Genomic DNA, 17,351 nt, shown 5'->3' on the forward strand with positions numbered 1-17,351 from the left:
GTACGGGGTACTTATCGGTCTGCTGGGGTAGGGTGCTATGCGCTTCAATTATGACTTGTTACCTGGGGAACTGCTGCCGTTTGAGGAGATCAACGACCGCTACAGCAAAAAGTATCCCGACGATAAATCGCTAACGACCCGGGGTTTGCTGAGTCCGTCGACGTCCAGCAAAAACTGGACGATACGCGCTATCTTTGCCAGCAAGGACAGCCATATTCCGCTGGAAGACCTGCTGTTTATTACTAACGACAACGAACGGAAAAATTATCTGCAGCGCTTCGAGCACTATCTGCAGCGTCAGGAGAGTTTTCTCTATTTTCGTCGTCCGCTGGAGCCCACGCCCTGGAATACCTGGAAGGTGATGGGCGATAGCAAGGTTCTTGCTATGCTCGATCCGGCCTCGATCATGGCGCAGAGCCTGCTGCAACAGCGTGGATTCACCCTCACAATGCTGCGCAACGACGAGGATGACGAATACTGGCAGCTGTATGACCGGCAGTCTCAGCCGTGCTTTGAGTACTCTCGCCAGCTGCAGTTTATTGTGGTACTGACATCTCCGTTGCTGCCGCCGCCCGCCGGGGTGATCCCGGGCACACAGGTGGGACGTCGGGTCAAGGCCAGGCTGTGGCACCGTGCCAGTCAGCATGAGTTTAGTCATCTGGTCCGCGAGCGCTACGGTGCCTGTGTGATCACCGGAACGCTGCTGACCGACGAGCACGCGTGGCCGTGGGTCGAGGCCTGTCACATCGATGTGCGGGAAAATGAACAGGGCTTCCTGCTGGACAACAGTGCGGACAACGGCCTGTTTCTGCGCAGCGATCTGCAACGTCTGTTCACCAGCCGCCGTATGACTATCGATCCGCTGCACGGGACGGTGCATTTTCGCCGCACGTTGCAGGAAGATCAGACGCTGATACCGTTTTATCAGGAGCTGGAAGGCAAAGTCTGTGCCCTGTGGCAGCAGGTGCCGGAAAACACCCGACAGCGGTTGCTGCGCAAAAACTGAACGCGTTAACGCTGAGGGATCCCCACGCCTGAAAATCAGGTGTCGGGGATCGTTCAGGTCCACAAAAATGAAATAACCCGCCTTTATGACCGCTATTCCCCCAATCAACTTGCCCTACAGAAACAGATAATCGTGCCGATAACTTAATTACTGCAGGGTAGGTCAGAGTGAACGATCTATATACCGCCGATGGCGTGATGGACAAACATTCGCTGTGGCAGCGATACATACCGCTGGTTCGCCATGAGGCACTGCGCTTACAGGTTCGCCTGCCAGCCAGTGTGGAACTGGATGACCTGTTACAGGCCGGTGGGATAGGGCTGCTGAATGCCGTAGAGCGTTACGACGCACTGCAGGGCACAGCATTCACTACCTATGCCGTACAGCGTATTCGGGGAGCCATGCTTGATGAACTTCGAAGCCGTGACTGGGCACCACGCAGCGTGCGCCGCAATGCACGCGAAGTGGCGGGGGCCATGCATCAGGTGGAACAGGCGCTGGGTCGCTCTGCCACCGAGCAGGAAGTGGCTTCGCAGCTGGATGTATCGCTGGAAGAGTACCGGCAGATCCTGCTGGATACGAACAACAGCCAGCTGTTCTCTTACGACGAATATCGTGAAGAACACGGTGACAGCGCAGAGCTGGTGACGGACGGCCATGAAGAAGCCAATCCCCTGCATCAGCTTATGGAAGGGAGTCTGCGTGAGCGAGTCATTGAAGCCATTGAGGCCTTGCCCGATCGCGAAAAAATGGTGCTGACGCTCTATTACCAGGAAGAACTGAACTTAAAAGAGATTGGCGCAGTGCTGGAGGTGGGCGAGTCCCGTGTCAGCCAGCTGCACAGTCAGGCGATAAAACGCCTGCGCGCCCGGTTAACGGGAGCGCGCTGACCAGGTCAGTTTTGCACTCTCAACACCAACCGGGGAATCTCGAATGGGATCCAAAACTAAAATGAGGCCGTTGAGCCGTTATTTGAAAGACTACAAACACAGCCAGAGCAATTGCTCCCACTGCGGAAAAGTATTGGATCGCATGGCACTGGTTTTTCGTGGTCAGATCATTAACAAAGAGGCCATCGCCCGGATGGATCAGCTGATCGACGATCAGGTCTGGTTAAAATTACAGAATGAGCTGACGGCACTGTGCCGTTTTTGTAGCGACATTTATTGCAACACCCATCCGACTTACTTTGACATCATGGCGTTCAAACAGTATCTGTTTGAGCAGACCGAAATGAGCCACAGCACGATTCGCGAATATGTTGTTCGCCTGCGTCGTCTTGACGATATGCTGTCAGCAAGGGGCTTTCCGGCAGAGCGCCTGAGCGGGCCGAGCTGGCACGAATGCCTGGAAAACGATCTGCCCGATGCGGGAAATAATAACTATCGCATAGCGCTGCGCAAATATGATCAATTCCTTGGCTGGCAGCGCAATTAAATAGCCTTCACGTGGACGCGGCAGCTGCACTGGCTGCAGCCCCCATCACCGGGTTATTTCACCGCTTCAATTGGAAGGTGACCATCCGGTCATCTTCTGCAACACTGTAAGGATAACCTGAACGCCTGCTCTGGAGGCCGCGTTGTCCTTATACCATATTGCTAATTTCCCCCGCGTAGAACTGCTGGGTTCGCCCACGCCCTTAGAACACCTGCCGCGTTTGTCCGATTACCTCGGCCGCGATATTTTTATTAAACGTGACGATGTCACGCCCGTCGCCATGGGCGGCAATAAACTGAGGAAGCTGGAGTTTCTGGCGGCCGATGCGCTGCGTGCCGGAGCGGATGTCCTGGTGACGGCGGGTGCCATTCAGTCCAATCACGTGCGTCAGACGGCGGCGGTGGCGGCGAAGCTGGGGCTAAAGTGTGTTGCGCTACTGGAAAACCCGATGAACAGCAGTGCTGAAAACTACCTGAATAACGGTAACCGACTGTTGCTGGAGCTGATGAGCACCGAGGTCGTGATGGTGGAATCGCTCCATGCGCCTGATGAACAGCTGGAGAAGCAGGCCACCCTGCTGGAAGCCCAGGGTTTTCGTCCTTACATCCTTCCGGTGGGGGGATCCAATGCGCTGGGCGCTCTGGGCTACGTTGACTGCGCTCAGGAGATTGCACACCAGTCTGAGGGCGTGGTCGATTTTGCGGCGGTGGTGGTGGCCTCTGGCAGTGCAGGCACACACGCCGGGCTGGCGGTGGGGCTGGAGCATCTGCTGCCGGATACCGAGCTGGTGGGCGTCACCGTTTCGCGTCGGGCAGCCGACCAGTTGCCGAAGGTGGAGCGCATCCGCCAGGCCCTGGCGCAGTCGCTGGAGATGACCAGTACCGCCCCCCTTACCCTGTGGGATGACTACTTTGCCCCGGGATACGGCGTGCCGAATGAAGAGGGCATGGAAGCGGTGAAGCTGCTGGCAAGGCTGGAAGGCATTTTCCTTGATCCGGTCTACACCGGTAAGGCGATGGCCGGGCTGATTGACGGCATCAGTCAGCAGCGTTTCCGCCGAGAGGGACCCATTGTCTTTATTCACACCGGCGGGGCTCCGGCATTGTTTGCCTACTGCTGACAACATGCGCCCTGATACCAGGGCGTTTTTTTAATAAGGATAATCTTAAATAAATACACTACCTGATTGTAATCTGGCGGGAATACTGAAGAGATTTTATACAAAGGGAAATATTAAGAAATCTTTCAGATGATCCTCATAGTGATCCGCCGGGGTAAAGGAGATACTCCCGGGATAATATGATGAAATCAGGTTTGCATTTATATGTCTGTCGCTGGCAAGCAAGAAGTCCTCTGGATTAATACCCTCAAGGGGGGCTGTATATTACTGGTGGTACTGCACCACACTATTATCACCACCTTTATTCCTTCCCTGCCTTATCTGACGGCCGGAATGATACCGGCAGAAATGTGGGTGATCTTTAATAAATATCTTTCGCCGCTACGGATGCCGGCCTTCTTTTTTGTCTCCGGTTTACTGGCGGCCAGTGCCATTAGTAAAAAGAGCTGGAATGAAGTATTTACTAAAAAATTCACTAATATTCTCTATCTGTATATCCTCTGGGGCGTCATCCAGTGGGCCAGTATTTATAATATATCGGCCAATCTGATTGGACAAAAACTCTCGACCTCGGTCAATGCTGCTTATGCCAGTACGCCGCTGGAGTTTGTTAAGCTGCTGACGCTGTCAATGACCAGCCTGTGGTATCTGTACGCGCTGGCAGGCTATTTTATCGCCGCGAAACTGTTCCACCGCCAGAAGACGTTACTGCTGGTGGGGGCGATCCTCCTCAACTACGCTACCCAGTTTCATCTGGTGCCGGGCTGGGGACCAAATGGTGTGGTACAGAACTTCGTCTATTTTGTGCTGGGAGCCTTCTTCAGCCATACGCTGGTGGAGATCAGCCAACTGTCACGCCGCCATCTGGCACTGCTGGCGGCCATGGTGCTGGTTGGGGTTGCGCATCATGCGGCAGGCATGATGAAAAATCCGTTCTACTGCATCGTGGCGATCGTGGCCGGTATTGTGCTCTGCCGGGCGTTAAATAACCGTTTCAATATGGCCTGGCTGAACTGGATTGGCCGCAACACGCTGCAAATTTACGTGCTGCACCGTATCTTTATTGAACTGCTGGGCCTGACCATGCTGACCCTGGCAGTGAAATACAGCCTGTTCGACAGTCAAGCCTTCTCGCTCAGCTGGGCACTGTTGCTGCCGGTAGCCGCGGTGGCGGTGACCACCTGTATTTCGCTGATTGCCTGGAATCTGTTAAATCGCGGGCCCGGCAAAGCGCTGTTTATCTATCCGCGACTGTTACGCAAGCGGCAGCCTGCAGAAAAAGCCGTCAGCAACGGCTGAGAACCAGACCCTTATGGCCGGTAATCTTTATCGGCCTTTTTTATACCCGTCTGGCCCGGCAACGGAACAGGGCGGGTCGGCAGTTTAAGAAGACCAATAAATATAATAAACCGTGAATAACGGAGGCAGACTTTCTCTTTTTTACACACCAGATCATCACAGCAGGAGTCCCGATATGCCATCGACTCAAAAAAAAGATATCGCCTGGGTCAATACCCTGAAAGGCGGATGTATTCTACTCGTTGTTCTCTACCACGTTGTCCTTCCCGGCTATGCGGATGTGGTTCCTCATCTTACCGCAGGGCAGTTACCCGCCCGACTCTGGCTGGCCTTTAATCATTATCTTTCCCCGCTGCGGATGCCGGCATTTTTCTTTGTCTCGGGTCTGCTGGCGGCAAATGCCATTCTCAACCGGCCCTGGAAACAGGTGTTCACCAGCCGAGTCACTAATCTGTTCTACCTCTATTTTCTCTGGGGGGCTATCCAGTGGCTGATGATTAACGGCGTGTCGCAGGGAATGATGGGCGAGCGCCTCTCCGGTAATCTCAATGCCGCCTGGGCGGACTCGCCGTGGCAGTTCCTTAAGCTGATGCTACTGGCGATGAGTGCCTCCTGGTATCTCTATGCTCTGGGCCTGTTTTTCCTGTTTGCCCGGGTGTTCCGTGACCTGAAGCTGCCGCTCCTGCTGGTGGCCGTGGCCCTGAATTACGCCGCGGTGGCGAATATCATCCCTGACTGGGGACCGGAGAGTCTCTCGCAGTATTTTATCTTCTTCCTGCTGGGATCATTTTACAGTGAGATCCTGATCCGCTGGAGTGAATGGCGGCAAGGTAATCTGCTGCCGTGGACGTTGCTGCTGCTGCTGACGGTCGGGCACAGCCTGCTGGGGCTGGAACAGAGCCTGTTTCTCTGCGTGGTGGCGATCCTCGGCTGTATTGCCGCCTGTCGCGGGCTGAACCAGCTGTTTTCCCTGCGCTGGTTAAACTGGGTGGGCAAAAATACGCTACAGATCTACGTGCTGCACCGTATTTTTATCGAGTTTTTTGGTCTGTCAGCGATCCTGTTTGCCGTGGGTCACCAGCTCTTCGCCAGCCCGGCATTTTCCCTGCTGTGGGCGGTGGCATTCCCACCGGTGATGACAGCGCTGTGCGTCGGCTGTTCGGTGGCCGTATGGACGCTGCTTAACCGGGGCTGGGGTCAGTCACTGTTTATTTACCCTAAGCTGCTGCGGATGAAGTTTGACCCCCGCTAGCCCGGTGGATTTGTGCTTCCGCGCAGCAGGAACTCGCTGACGGCCTCGCTGAACGCTGCGGGACAGGCAATGCAGGAGAGGTGAGAGGACGGTAGACTGAGCAGCGAAGCGGCGGGAATATGGCTGGTCAGCCAGCGGGCATCCTCCACCGTGGTGACCGCATCCTGCTCACCGGCTATCACCAGCAGGGGAACCGTCATCCGCCGGACATCGGCACGCAGGTCTGCGGCCGCCAGCACTTCACAGCATGCGGCATAGCCGGCCGGATCGGCATGTGCCAGCTGCATGATCAGTCGGGTGACCTGGGGATGGGCTGCACGCACAAACTCCGGCGTGAACCAGCGCGATGAACAGGTGGCGGCCACCGTGCTGAGACCGTCCCGGCGTATCTGCGTTGCACGGTTTAGCCAGCTTTCCGGTGTGCCAATACGGGCCGCGGTGTTGGCCACCACCATGCGGTGAAAACGCTGCGGATAAAACCGGCTTAACCACAGGCCAGTCATGCCTCCGAGCGAAATACCGCAAAACAGCGCCTGCTCCACCCGCAGCTTATCCAGCAGGTCGATCACATCAAGGCCCAAACGTTCCAGGGTCAGCGACGAGGCGGGCAAAGGTGTTGAACCGTGGCCGCGTGCGTTATAACGCAGCACGTGGAAGTGTCGGGTCAGCGCCGCCATCAGCGGTTGCCACAGGTCAAGAGTGGTGCCTAACGAGTTTGATAGCACCAGCAACGGTGCATCTTCAGGGCCATCCAGCCGGAAATCCATCTTCATCTTATGTCCTCTCGATAATCAGGGCGATACCCTGACCCACGCCAATACACATGGCACAAAGCCCGTATCGGCCGCCGTTTTCCTGCAACGCCCAGGCGGCATTCATCACCAGTCTGGCTCCCGAGGCACCCAGCGGGTGGCCAAGGGCGATGGCACCGCCGTTAGGATTGACATGGCCGGCATCGTCCGGCAGCCCGAGCGCGCGGGTCACGGCCAGGGCCTGGGCGGCAAAGGCTTCATTCAGTTCGAATACGTCAATCTGCCCGAGGCTGAGTCCCGCACGCGCCAGCACCTTGCGCACCGCCTGCACCGGGGCAAAGCCCATGATTGTCGGTTCAATACCGGTGACCGCGCTGGCCACGATGCGGGCCAGCGGTTGCAGGCCGGACTGTCTGAGGCCGGTATCACTGGCCAGCAGCAGTGCACAGGCACCGTCGTTCAGACCCGAGGCATTGCCCGCTGTCACGCTGCCCTGCGGGTTGACCACCGGCGGCAACATGGCCAGTGCCCGCAGGGAGGTGGTGCGGGGGTGTTCATCCCGGGTAACGCAGTGGGGTTCACCTTTCGGTTGCGAGACGCAGACGTTCATTATCTGACGAGTGTAAAAACCACGCTCCCGCGCCGCGGCAGTACGGAGCTGACTACGCAGGGCGAACGCGTCCTGATCTGCCCGACTGATGCTAAAGCGCAGTGCAACGTTCTCTGCCGTCTGCGGCATCGACTCTACGCCGTACAGTGCCTTCATTTGCGGGTTAATCAGCCGCCATCCCATGGTGGTATCTTCCAGCTGCATCTGCCGGCTGAAGGGCTGCCCGGCCTTGGCCATCACATAGGGTGCCCGTGACATACTTTCCACGCCGCCTGCGATCATCAGGTCAGCGTCGCCGGCGCGCAGGGCTCTGGCCGCCGTGGCCACCGCATCCAGACTGGAGCCACACAGGCGGTTCAGGGTGCAGCCGGGGACGGAGGTCGGCAACCCGGCCAGCAGCAGTGCCATGCGGGCGACGTTACGATTATCTTCTCCGGCCTGATTGCTGCATCCCAGCAGCACATCGTCAAGCAGGCCCCAGTCCAGCGCCGGGTAACGTTCCATCAGGCGGGTGATCGGCAGGGCGGCCAGGTTATCGGTACGCACCGTGGCCAGACAACCATTCAGTTTGCCGAACGGGGTCCGGACAGCATCACAGAGCCAGGCGGCGTTCATTGTGCAGCCCCCGGCGACAAATCAAACGTCAGCGCGACCGGCGTCAGCGCCTGTAACTGTTCAGGAGTCATACCACAGTGAATTTCACGAACCACCAGACCCGCAGCGGTGATGTCCATCACCGCCATATCACTGTAAATCCGGCGGATACAGGCGACACCGGTCAGGGGATAGCTGCACTGCTGGACGATTTTACAAACGCCATTTTTGGTCAGATGTTCGGTCATCACAAAGACCTGGCGCGCACCGATAGCCAGATCCATGGCCCCGCCCACCGCCGGGATCGCCTCCGCCTTGCCCGTGCTCCAGTTAGCCAGATCCCCGCTGGCTGACACCTGATAAGCGCCCAGTACGCAGATATCCAGATGCCCCCCGCGGATCATGGCGAACGAATCGGCGTGGTGGAAAAAACATCCGCCGGGAAGCAGCGTGACTGCCTGTTTACCGGCGTTGATCAGCTCGGGATCGTCGTGACCGGAGGCCGGGGACGGGCCCATACCGAGGATGCCATTTTCGCTGTGCAGAAAAATGTCTTTACCGTGTGGAAGAAAATCCGCGATGCGGGTCGGCAGGCCGATGCCCAGATTAACGTATGAACCTTCCGGTATATCCCGGGCGATGCGGGCGGCCAGCCCGTCATGACTGAGTCTGGCAATATCCATATCAGGGGTGTCCTTCAGTGTCAGTGGGCAGTGACCGGGGGGCGGCCACTACACGTTGTACAAAAATGCCGGGGGTGACGACGGCCTCCGGATCCAGCGACCCCAGCGGCACCTGATGGCGGGTTTCCGCGATGGTGCAGTCGGCAGCCATCGCCATAATGGGATTAAAATTACGCGCGGCTTTACTGAAGACCAGGTTTCCCCAGCGGTCAGCGCGCTCGGCGTGGATCAGCGCATAGTCAGCGCGCAGCGGCATTTCAAAGATGTACTGACGTCCGGCAATGTCGCGCACCTCCTTGCCCGCAGCCAGCGCGGTTCCCGCGCCGGTGGGGGTGAAGATGCCACCCAGACCCGCGCCACCCGCCTGAATTCGGGCAACAAGCGTTCCCTGGGGCACCAGTTCCAGATCGATATCGCCCTGGCGATACAGCCCGTCAAACACCCAGGAGTCAGGCTGGCGCGGGAAAGAGCAGACCATTTTTTTCACGCAGCCCGCTTTGAGCAGGGCGGCCAGACCGTGGTCGCCGTTGCCCGCGTTATTACTGATCAGCGTCAGCCCGCGGGGACGACGCCGGACAAGCGCCTCCAGCAGGACACAGGGCTGGCCCGCCGGGCCAAAACCGCCGATCATTATGGTGGCGTTATCAGCAATATCTGCGACGGCAGCATCAGCAGAAAAGCATCTTTTGTCGATCATGTTGACTCCTGTACAGGCAGGTAATGTTGACAGGGGCAAACTTATGAGATGAAAAATTTGCCAGCAAGGGCGAAAAGAGCGATGTGTCGCGAATGGCACGGGTGGCCAGGCGGGTCTTACTCTGCCGCGGGTTTGATATGAGGAATATTTCGCTCGTCATACAGCTGATAAATCAGGGTAAGCAGCAGCCGGATATCATCCGAAGGATCCAGCCGCCGCGTGCTCATCACCACCGGAGAAAACAGATGTGCCTCGCCGAGGGGCCGGTAGATCACCTCATCACGCTGCAGACACTGCAGGCATTCAGGTATCAACGTTATCCCCTCGCCAGCAGCAACCAGCGCGAGGGCAAGCTGAAACCCGCCCACCTCAACAATGTGACGGGGTGTCACCACGCTGGTGGGGCTGGCCTGCCGCTGGGGGCCGGTAAACGCCGGACAGGGGGCCTGGGGGTAGACCAGCAGCGTTTCCGTCTGCAGATCGTGCAGCGTTAACGTCGCCGCGCCGGCCAGCGGGTGGTGGGCTGTCATGGCCACCATCAGGGGTTCCTGGCGCAGGGTACGTTGCTGCAGCCGGACATTGCCGTCACTGAGGCGGCCAAATCCGACGTCAATGATGCCGTCTGTCAGTGCCTGTCCCTGTTCAGCCGGGGTCATCTCCTGCAGACGAATGGCCACCTGCGGCAGGGCGGCACGAAAGCGCCGCAGGATCAGCGGTAACAGGCCGTACAGCGTCGAGGTGACTAACCCCACGCTGAGCGTGCGCCCGGGCTGCCCGATGCGGCGGGTCAGGGTCTTCAGCTCCAGAGCACTGGCCAGCAACTGGACGGCGTGATGATAGAAAAAGCGTCCGGCGCGGGTCAGCGCCAGCGGACGCGATGCCCGGACAAACAGAACCATCCCCAGATCCTCTTCCAGCTGGCGTATCTGGCGGCTTAACGGCGGCTGGCTGATATGCAGGCGCAGAGCCGCCCGGCTGAAGCTTTTCTCTTCCGCAACGGCAACAAAATAGCGTAAGTGGCGCAGTTCCATAGCGATACCTTCCGGGCATAAAGATCAGATGAAATGGGTATTGGACGCCTTTTTACAGGTCGTTATAGGGTCATCTTCATCGCAAACTGAGCGGGCTGTTGGACAAAAAATATGATTATCGACACTGTGGAAACCCTGTTGTTAGACGTTCCTGCCATTCGCCCGCATCGCCTGTCGATGACCACGATGAAGGTGCAGACGCTGGTTCTGGTGCGCATTGCCTGCGAGGACGGTGTTGAAGGCTGGGGGGAGGCAACCACCATCGGCGGACTGAGCTATGGCGAAGAGAGTCCGGAAAGTATCAAAGCCAATATTGACGGCTGGCTCGCCCCGCTGTTGATTGGCCAGGATGCGAGCCGGATCGCCCCCCTGATGGCCCGACTGGCGAAGGCGGTGAAGGGCAATCGCTTTGCCAAATGTGCGCTGGAAACGGCACTGATGGATGCGCAGGCGCGGCGGTTAAATATCCCGCTCAGCGAGTTGCTGGGGGGGCGAATGCACGATGCGCTGCCGGTGGCCTGGACACTGGCCAGCGGCGATACCGGCAAAGATATCGCGGAGGCGCAGAAAATGCTGGATCTGCGACGGCACCGCATCTTTAAGCTCAAAATCGGTCGGCGCAACGTCAGCACCGACGTTGCCCATGTACTGGCCGTCCGGCGGGCGCTGGGAGATCAGGCCTGTCTCCGCGTGGATGTCAATCAGGCCTGGGACGAGCGTGAAGCGGAGCAGGGGATGGCCGCGCTGGAGGCCGGAGGCATTGCCGCCGTCGAACAGCCTGTCCGGGCGGAAAATCATGCCGGACTGGCGCGGCTGTCCCGGCGCTTCAGCATACCGATCATTGCTGATGAGGCCCTGAATGGCCCGCAGACTGCGCTGACCCTCGCCAGCCAGGCGGCGGCGGACGTATTTTCTGTAAAAATCAGCCAGTCCGGTGGGCTCACGGCCGCCCGGCAAGTCGCTGATATCGCCCGCCTGCACGATATTGCCCTGTATGGCGGCACCATGCTGGAGGGGGCTCCGGGGACGGCCGCTTCAGCCCATCTGTTCTCCACCTTCAGCGAAATGAAGTTTGGCACTGAGCTTTTCGGGCCGCTGCTGCTGACCGCGGACATTCTGACTACGCCCCTGGTCTGGCGCGACTTTATGCTGCAGGTTCCCACCGGCCCCGGACTGGGCATTGCTATTGATACCGACAAAGTGGCGGCGCTGCGTCGCCGCTGACAACAGGAGTTTTCTATGCTGTTTCACGTCAGAATGGACGTCTGCCTGCCTCACTCGCTGCCGCAGCAGGACGTTCAATCCCTCAAAGCGGAAGAAAAAAGGCGGGCGCAGGTTTTGCAGGCCAGCGGCAAATGGCGTCATCTGTGGCGCATTGCCGGGCACTATTCCAATATCAGCCTGTTTGATGTGGCGTCCGTGGAGGAGCTGCATCAGTTACTCTCCACGCTGCCGCTGTTTCCCTGGATGCAGATTCAGGTGATGCCGCTGTGTCGTCATCCGTCTTCGGTTCACGAAGACGACCGTTAGAACACCCGCTTACTGTACCCTACAGCCACCTGTCCTGCGGCCGCAGAGCCGTGCCCTGCTTTACCGGCAACAGGGGGCGTTACAACCTGAAAGGGAGTTGCACTATGGACAAGCACGAAATCGATAGTCTGGTTCAGCATTTTATTGTCAAAACGGCCAGAGGAGAGGTCAATCCCCGCGTGCAGCAGGTGACGGTCCGTCTGCTCACCGACCTGTTCACGGCCATAGAGGATCTGGATCTGCAGCCTGGTGAAGTGTGGAAAGGGCTGGAGTATCTGGCCGACTGCGGTATGGCGCACGAGATGGGGCTGCTGGCCGCCGGACTGGGACTGGAGCGTTTTATCGATATCCGGTCGGATGAGGCAGAAGTCCGGGCCGGGTTGCAGGGGGGAACGCCGCGTACCATCGAAGGCCCGCTGTATGTTTCCGGCGCACCGGTTTACCACGGCTTTGCACGTCTGGACGACGGTACGGAGGAGGAGGAGGGCGAGGTGCTGTTTATGCAGGGCACCGTGCGTGATGAAGCGGGAAATCCGCTGCCGCGGGCCAGCGTTGAGGTCTGGCATGCCAATACCCTGGGTAACTACTCCTTTTTTGATAAGAGCCAGCCGGCATTCAACCTGCGGCGCACCATCATGACCGACGATCGGGGCCGCTATCAGCTGCGCACTATCATGCCATCCGGGTACGGCTGTCCGCCTGACGGCCCCACCCAGCAGCTGTTAAACCTGCTGGGGCGTCACGGCCGTCGTCCCGCCCATATTCATTTTTTTATCCGGGCTCAGGGCTGCCGGATGCTGACCACCCAGATCAATATTGATGGCGATGAGTATCTGTGGGATGACTTTGCCTTTGCCAGCCGTGACGGGCTGGTGCCTGAGGTGCATAAAATCACGGCGGACACGGCGCTGGCCGCAAAAAAACTGCCCCGGCCATACTCATCAATCGATTTCGACTTCACCCTTTATCTGGAACGCGACAGCATGCCAGGAACGGAGGTCGACCGCCAGCGGGCACATGCCTGAGGGCAAAAAAAAGGCTGTCCTCCACGGGACAGCCCAGTTATGACACCTACCTTTCGCCAGAGGACGGCCCTGACGGGCCGTTTTGCTGTCTTAACCGATGGTCATCAGGCTCGCGTTTCCACCTGCTGCTGCGGTGTTGACGCTCAGAGAACGCTCCAGCAGCAGACGTTCCAGCAGCAGATTGGTTTCGCCGCGGGCAAAACCCTGCACGGAGATAATCGCCCCGTCACGGGCGGCCACGGCCTGACAGAGATCGCGCAGCTGGTCAGCATCGCCATGGTAAATCACCGCATCCACGGTGCGGTTCTCCAGCGGCTGTGCGGCAAAGGCAATACGCTGCTGAACCAGCGGAGGCAACTGCTGCCACAGGCTGCGGTGCAACTCATCGTCTGGCCATAGCGCGTGGCTGCCCACCGCCGTGACCGCGGCCAGCTGCACCAGTGCATCCTGCTCGTTATCGGCCAGGCAGAGGACCCGTTCACGCGGCAGCAGAGCGAAGGTGTTGCGTTCGCCTGTCGGGCCGGGCAGTTGGCGCAGAGTGCCCCCCTGGCCCAGTTCCGCAAAGCGCGCGCAGCAGACCGCCAGCGCCGGACGGTCGGCGGCCCAGTCGCTCAGCGCCTGATGCGCCGCCAGCAGGGCAGGTCGTAGTGCGGCATCCACCGGGCGCGCTTTATCATGGCGGTTAAGGGTGATGCTCAGCGCGTTGTCCGGACGGTGTGACAGCAGACGATACAGGTAGAGTGGCCCACCGGCTTTCGGCCCGGTACCCGACAGACCTTCCCCGCCAAACGGCTGCACGCCGACCACGGCCCCCACCATATTACGGTTCACGTAGAGGTTGCCGACGTGGGCTTTCTGCACCACCTGATGGATGGTTTCATCAATACGGGTATGCACCCCCAGCGTCAGGCCGTAGCCGGAGGCATTGATCTGATCGATGACCTGCGGCAGCGTGTTACGGGCATAGCGCACCACATGCAGCACCGGCCCGAAAATTTCTTTGTCCAGATCGGTCACTTTATTCAGCTCAATCAGCGTTGGCATCACAAAGGTGCCGGTCTGCCACTCGCGGCGGCCCGGGGCCTGCGGCTGTGCTGCCTGGAAGACGGTAAAGCCCTTACTGCGCATCGACTCAATATGCTGCTCAATGCCTTCTCTGGCCTCGGCATCGATTACCGGGCCAATATCGGTAGAGAAGCGCTCCGGGTTGCCCATGCGGCACTCGGCCATGGCACCGCGCAGCATCTTCAGTGTGTGTTCGGCCACGTCGTCCTGCACGCACAACAGGCGCAGGGCAGAGCAACGCTGGCCGGCACTGTCGAAGGCGGAGGCCACGATATCCGTCACCACCTGTTCAGTCAGCGCTGAGGAGTCAACAATCATGGCATTCATGCCGCCGGTTTCTGCCACCAGTGGCGTCGGGCGGCCCTGCGGATCGAGGCGTCCGGCCAGGTTGCGCTGTAGCAGCGTGGCGACGGCCGTGGAGCCCGTGAACATCACGCCGCGCACGCGCTCATCCTGAACCAGCTGCGCCCCCACGGTTTCACCCGTCCCCGGCAGCAGCTGCAGAGCCCCCACGGGAACGCCCGCTTCATGCAGGATAGCCACGGCCTGGGCAGCAATCAGTGGCGTCTGTTCTGCCGGTTTGGCCAGTACGCTGTTACCGGCGGCCAGGGCGGCCGCAATCTGGCCGCTAAAGATCGCCAGCGGGAAGTTCCACGGGCTGATACAGACCACCGGGCCTAACGGACGGTGAGTTTCATTGTCAAAATCATCGCGTACCTGGCCCGCGTAATAGTGCAGGAAGTCCACCGCTTCGCGCACTTCTGCAATGGCGTTACTGAAGGTCTTTCCGGCTTCACGCACCAGAATACCAATCAGACGCTGCATCTGGCCCTCCATCATTACCGCCGCGCGCTCGAGAATGGCGGCGCGCTCCTGCGGCGGGGTGGCAAACCAGATCGGGCCAACGCTGGCCGACGCGTCCAGCGCGGCCGACACCTCATCGGCGGTGGCGTTGCGAACGTAGCCGACCACATCGGTCGGCTCTGCCGGGTTGAGAACCGGACTGCTTTCCCCGGAAGCCAGCGGGGCATCAATCACCGGCTGCACCTGCCAGGTCTGGCTGGCGCTGTTAAGCAGGGCGCTGGACAGGGACGCCAGACGATGTTCGTTCGCCAGGTCCAGCCCGGCGGAGTTCTGACGGTCTTCGCCATACAGCGCGCGAGGTAAGGGGATCTTCGGATGCGGCAAACCGACCGCACCTTCACTGCGGGCCAGGGCTTCCACGGCGGTCACCGGATCGGCGACCAGCTCGTCCAGCGGCAGAGTGGCATCGGCAATGCGGTTAACGAACGAGGTGTTCGCGCCGTTTTCCAGCAGGCGGCGAACCAGATAAGCCAGCAGTGTTTCATGCGTGCCCACCGGGGCATAGATACGGCACGGACGATTCAGCTTGCCGTCGGCGACTTTGCCCACCACCTGTTCGTACAGCGGCTCACCCATTCCGTGCAGGCACTGGAACTCATACTGGCCCGGGTAGTAGTTATTGCCCGCCAGCTGATAAATCGCCGCGAGGGTATGCGCGTTATGCGTGGCGAACTGCGGATAAATCAGGTTCGGTACCGCCAGCAGCTTGCGGGCGCAGGCGAGGTAGGAGATATCGGTATACACCTTGCGGGTGTAAACCGGATAGCCTTCCAGTCCTTCGGTCTGGGCGCGTTTGATCTCGCTGTCCCAGTACGCGCCTTTGACCAGGCGGATCATCAGCCGGCGACGGCTGCGCTGTGCAAGATCGGTCAGATAGTCGATGACCATCGGGCAGCGTTTCATATAGGCCTGGATGACGAAGCCGATGCCGTTCCAGCCTTCCAGTTCCGGCTCGAAGCAGAGTTTTTCCAGCAGATCCAGCGACAGCTCCAGGCGGTCGGCTTCTTCGGCATCAATATTAATACCGATGTCATAGCTGCGCGCCAGCAGCGTCAGGGATTTCAGGATCGGATACAGTTCTTCCATCACACGTTCGTACTGCGCGCGGCTGTAGCGGGGGTGCAGGGCGGACAGCTTGATGGAGATGCCCGGGCCTTCATAAATACCGCGTCCGTTTGAGGCTTTACCAATGGCGTGGATCGCCTGCTGGTAGGAGACCAGGTAGGCTTTGGCATCCTGCGCGGTCAGCGCGGCTTCCCCGAGCATATCGTAAGAGTAACGGAAACCGGTCTCTTCCAGCTTGCGGGCATTGTCCAGCGCTTCGGCAATGGTTTCCCCGGTGACGAACTGCTCGCCCATCAGCCGCATCGCCATATCCACCCCTTTGCGGATCAGCGGTTCGCCACTCTTACCGATAATGCGGTTAAGTGAGCGTGTCAGGCTGGCTTCGTTATGCGTGGCGACCAGCCGACCGGTGAACAGCAGTCCCCAGGTGGCGGCATTAACAAACATCGACGGGCTGCGGCCGAGGTGGGAGTGCCAGTTACCGTTGCTGATCTTATCGCGGATCAGCGCATCGCGGGTTGGCTTGTCAGGAATACGCAGCAGGGCTTCGGCCAGACACATTAACGCCACGCCTTCCTGTGAGGAAAGTGAGAACTCCTGTAGCAGGCTTTGCACCATACCGGCGCGCCCGCCTGCCCCTTTCTGGTGCCGTAGCTTATCGGCAAGTTGCCAGGCCAGACGATGCGTTGACTCTGCCAGCGCCTGCGGTAAGCGGGCCTGCTCCAGCAGCATCGGCACCGCTTCGGGCTCCGGGCGGCGCCAGGCAGAGGTGATGGCGGCACGGGCAACGGACTGCGGCAGGATCTGCTCGGCAAAGTCGAGGAACGGCTGGTGCGCTTCGTCCTGCGGGCGTTCATCGCTTTCAACCGTGGCGGTGCCGGCCGGAATTTCTGCCAGCGTGGCCCCCTGCTCAATCTGTTGCAGGTAGTTGAAAATCGCCTGTTTGATCAGCCAGTGTGGCGTGCGGTCAATCTGAAGCGCGGCCTGTTTAATCCGGTCACGCGTTGCGTCGTCCAGTTTCACGCCCATGGTAGTTGTGCCCATGCTTTACAGCTCCTGAGTCAATAGATAGCAAATGATAGAGTGCAATATCACTGATGTTGCAACTTTGTGCAACCTCGTTAAATGTGACACTCACCTCAAACTTAAAATATCGCTTTTTGTTAACAGATAAAAAGCGGCATGGATATTGCTGCAAGAAACTGGCCAGGTCTGTAAAGGCAGGTAAACCCTGGCTTTCATAAGGTTGTCGTGCGGGTGCAACCCGATTAAATGTGATGCAGTGCAACCTGCCAGCAATTAGTCGTAACAACCTGGTGAA

Annotated in this window: 15 protein-coding genes; 9 read left to right on the plus strand and 6 right to left on the minus strand. The window is 59.0% G+C overall.

Annotated elements, in window-relative coordinates:
* Nucleotides 1–37: 37 nt before the first annotated feature.
* From K6L24_RS09025 to K6L24_RS09050, 6 genes are all read left to right on the plus strand, one after another.
* Entirely contained in the window at nucleotides 38–1,006 is a 969-nt protein-coding gene (locus K6L24_RS09025; protein ID WP_062742547.1) for an HNH endonuclease signature motif containing protein, read from the plus strand.
* A gap of 167 nt (nucleotides 1,007–1,173) precedes the next feature.
* Complete coding sequence (locus K6L24_RS09030) at nucleotides 1,174–1,896, plus strand: RNA polymerase sigma factor FliA (RefSeq protein WP_062742546.1); 723 nt, start codon at nucleotides 1,174–1,176, stop codon at nucleotides 1,894–1,896.
* A gap of 43 nt (nucleotides 1,897–1,939) precedes the next feature.
* Nucleotides 1,940–2,443: a flagella biosynthesis regulatory protein FliZ gene (gene fliZ, locus K6L24_RS09035; protein ID WP_062742545.1), complete on the plus strand. Its 504-nt coding sequence runs from the start codon at nucleotides 1,940–1,942 to the stop codon at nucleotides 2,441–2,443.
* Between the two features lie 142 nt (nucleotides 2,444–2,585).
* Nucleotides 2,586–3,563: a D-cysteine desulfhydrase gene (locus tag K6L24_RS09040; RefSeq protein ID WP_222682212.1), complete on the plus strand. Its 978-nt coding sequence runs from the start codon at nucleotides 2,586–2,588 to the stop codon at nucleotides 3,561–3,563.
* 204 nt (nucleotides 3,564–3,767) lie between these two features.
* The gene (locus K6L24_RS09045; RefSeq protein ID WP_118663982.1) at nucleotides 3,768–4,862 is read left to right on the plus strand and encodes an acyltransferase family protein; all 1,095 of its coding nucleotides are present in this window, start codon (nucleotides 3,768–3,770) and stop codon (nucleotides 4,860–4,862) included.
* A 175-nt stretch (nucleotides 4,863–5,037) separates the two neighbouring features.
* On the plus strand, nucleotides 5,038–6,114 hold the full coding sequence (locus tag K6L24_RS09050) for an acyltransferase family protein (protein ID WP_222682213.1): 1,077 nt from the start codon (nucleotides 5,038–5,040) through the stop codon (nucleotides 6,112–6,114).
* On the opposite strand, the gene pcaD is transcribed toward K6L24_RS09050, so the two are convergent.
* The 5 genes from pcaD to K6L24_RS09075 form a co-directional block, all read right to left on the minus strand.
* On the minus strand, nucleotides 6,111–6,887 hold the full coding sequence (gene pcaD, locus K6L24_RS09055; protein WP_118663983.1) for a 3-oxoadipate enol-lactonase: 777 nt from the start codon (nucleotides 6,885–6,887) through the stop codon (nucleotides 6,111–6,113). The genes K6L24_RS09050 and pcaD overlap by 4 nt on opposite strands.
* Nucleotide 6,888: 1 nt before the next feature.
* Nucleotides 6,889–8,091, minus strand: coding sequence for a 3-oxoadipyl-CoA thiolase (gene pcaF, locus K6L24_RS09060; RefSeq protein ID WP_062742540.1), 1,203 nt, complete (start codon nucleotides 8,089–8,091; stop codon nucleotides 6,889–6,891).
* The gene (locus K6L24_RS09065) at nucleotides 8,088–8,753 is read right to left on the minus strand and encodes a 3-oxoacid CoA-transferase subunit B (RefSeq protein ID WP_222682214.1); all 666 of its coding nucleotides are present in this window, start codon (nucleotides 8,751–8,753) and stop codon (nucleotides 8,088–8,090) included. The genes pcaF and K6L24_RS09065 overlap by 4 nt, the downstream gene beginning before the upstream one ends.
* A gap of 1 nt (nucleotide 8,754) precedes the next feature.
* Nucleotides 8,755–9,450, minus strand: a complete 696-nt coding sequence (locus tag K6L24_RS09070; RefSeq protein WP_062742539.1) for a 3-oxoacid CoA-transferase subunit A — start codon at nucleotides 9,448–9,450, stop codon at nucleotides 8,755–8,757.
* A gap of 116 nt (nucleotides 9,451–9,566) precedes the next feature.
* Nucleotides 9,567–10,481 (minus strand): LysR family transcriptional regulator, encoded by a 915-nt coding sequence (locus tag K6L24_RS09075; protein WP_118663985.1) that lies wholly within the window; start codon nucleotides 10,479–10,481, stop codon nucleotides 9,567–9,569.
* 111 nt (nucleotides 10,482–10,592) lie between these two features.
* Here K6L24_RS09075 and K6L24_RS09080 point away from each other — a divergent pair, with 111 nt between their 5' ends.
* The 3 genes from K6L24_RS09080 (at nucleotide 10,593) to catA (ending at nucleotide 13,036) form a co-directional block, all read left to right on the plus strand.
* Nucleotides 10,593–11,705, plus strand: a complete 1,113-nt coding sequence (locus tag K6L24_RS09080) for a muconate/chloromuconate family cycloisomerase (protein ID WP_193556633.1) — start codon at nucleotides 10,593–10,595, stop codon at nucleotides 11,703–11,705.
* Nucleotides 11,706–11,720: 15 nt separating this feature from the next.
* On the plus strand, nucleotides 11,721–12,011 hold the full coding sequence (gene catC, locus K6L24_RS09085; RefSeq protein WP_062742537.1) for a muconolactone Delta-isomerase: 291 nt from the start codon (nucleotides 11,721–11,723) through the stop codon (nucleotides 12,009–12,011).
* 104 nt (nucleotides 12,012–12,115) lie between these two features.
* Nucleotides 12,116–13,036, plus strand: a complete 921-nt coding sequence (gene catA / locus K6L24_RS09090) for a catechol 1,2-dioxygenase (RefSeq protein ID WP_137269839.1) — start codon at nucleotides 12,116–12,118, stop codon at nucleotides 13,034–13,036.
* Nucleotides 13,037–13,126: 90 nt separating this feature from the next.
* Here the strand turns inward: catA and putA are convergent, their stop codons facing one another.
* On the minus strand, nucleotides 13,127–17,074 hold the full coding sequence (gene putA / locus K6L24_RS09095; RefSeq protein WP_222682215.1) for a trifunctional transcriptional regulator/proline dehydrogenase/L-glutamate gamma-semialdehyde dehydrogenase: 3,948 nt from the start codon (nucleotides 17,072–17,074) through the stop codon (nucleotides 13,127–13,129).
* Nucleotides 17,075–17,351 lie beyond the last annotated feature (277 nt).

Origin of the sequence: Erwinia persicina (genome assembly GCF_019844095.1) — a bacterium.
Taxonomy (GTDB): Bacteria; Pseudomonadota; Gammaproteobacteria; order Enterobacterales; family Enterobacteriaceae; genus Erwinia; species Erwinia persicina.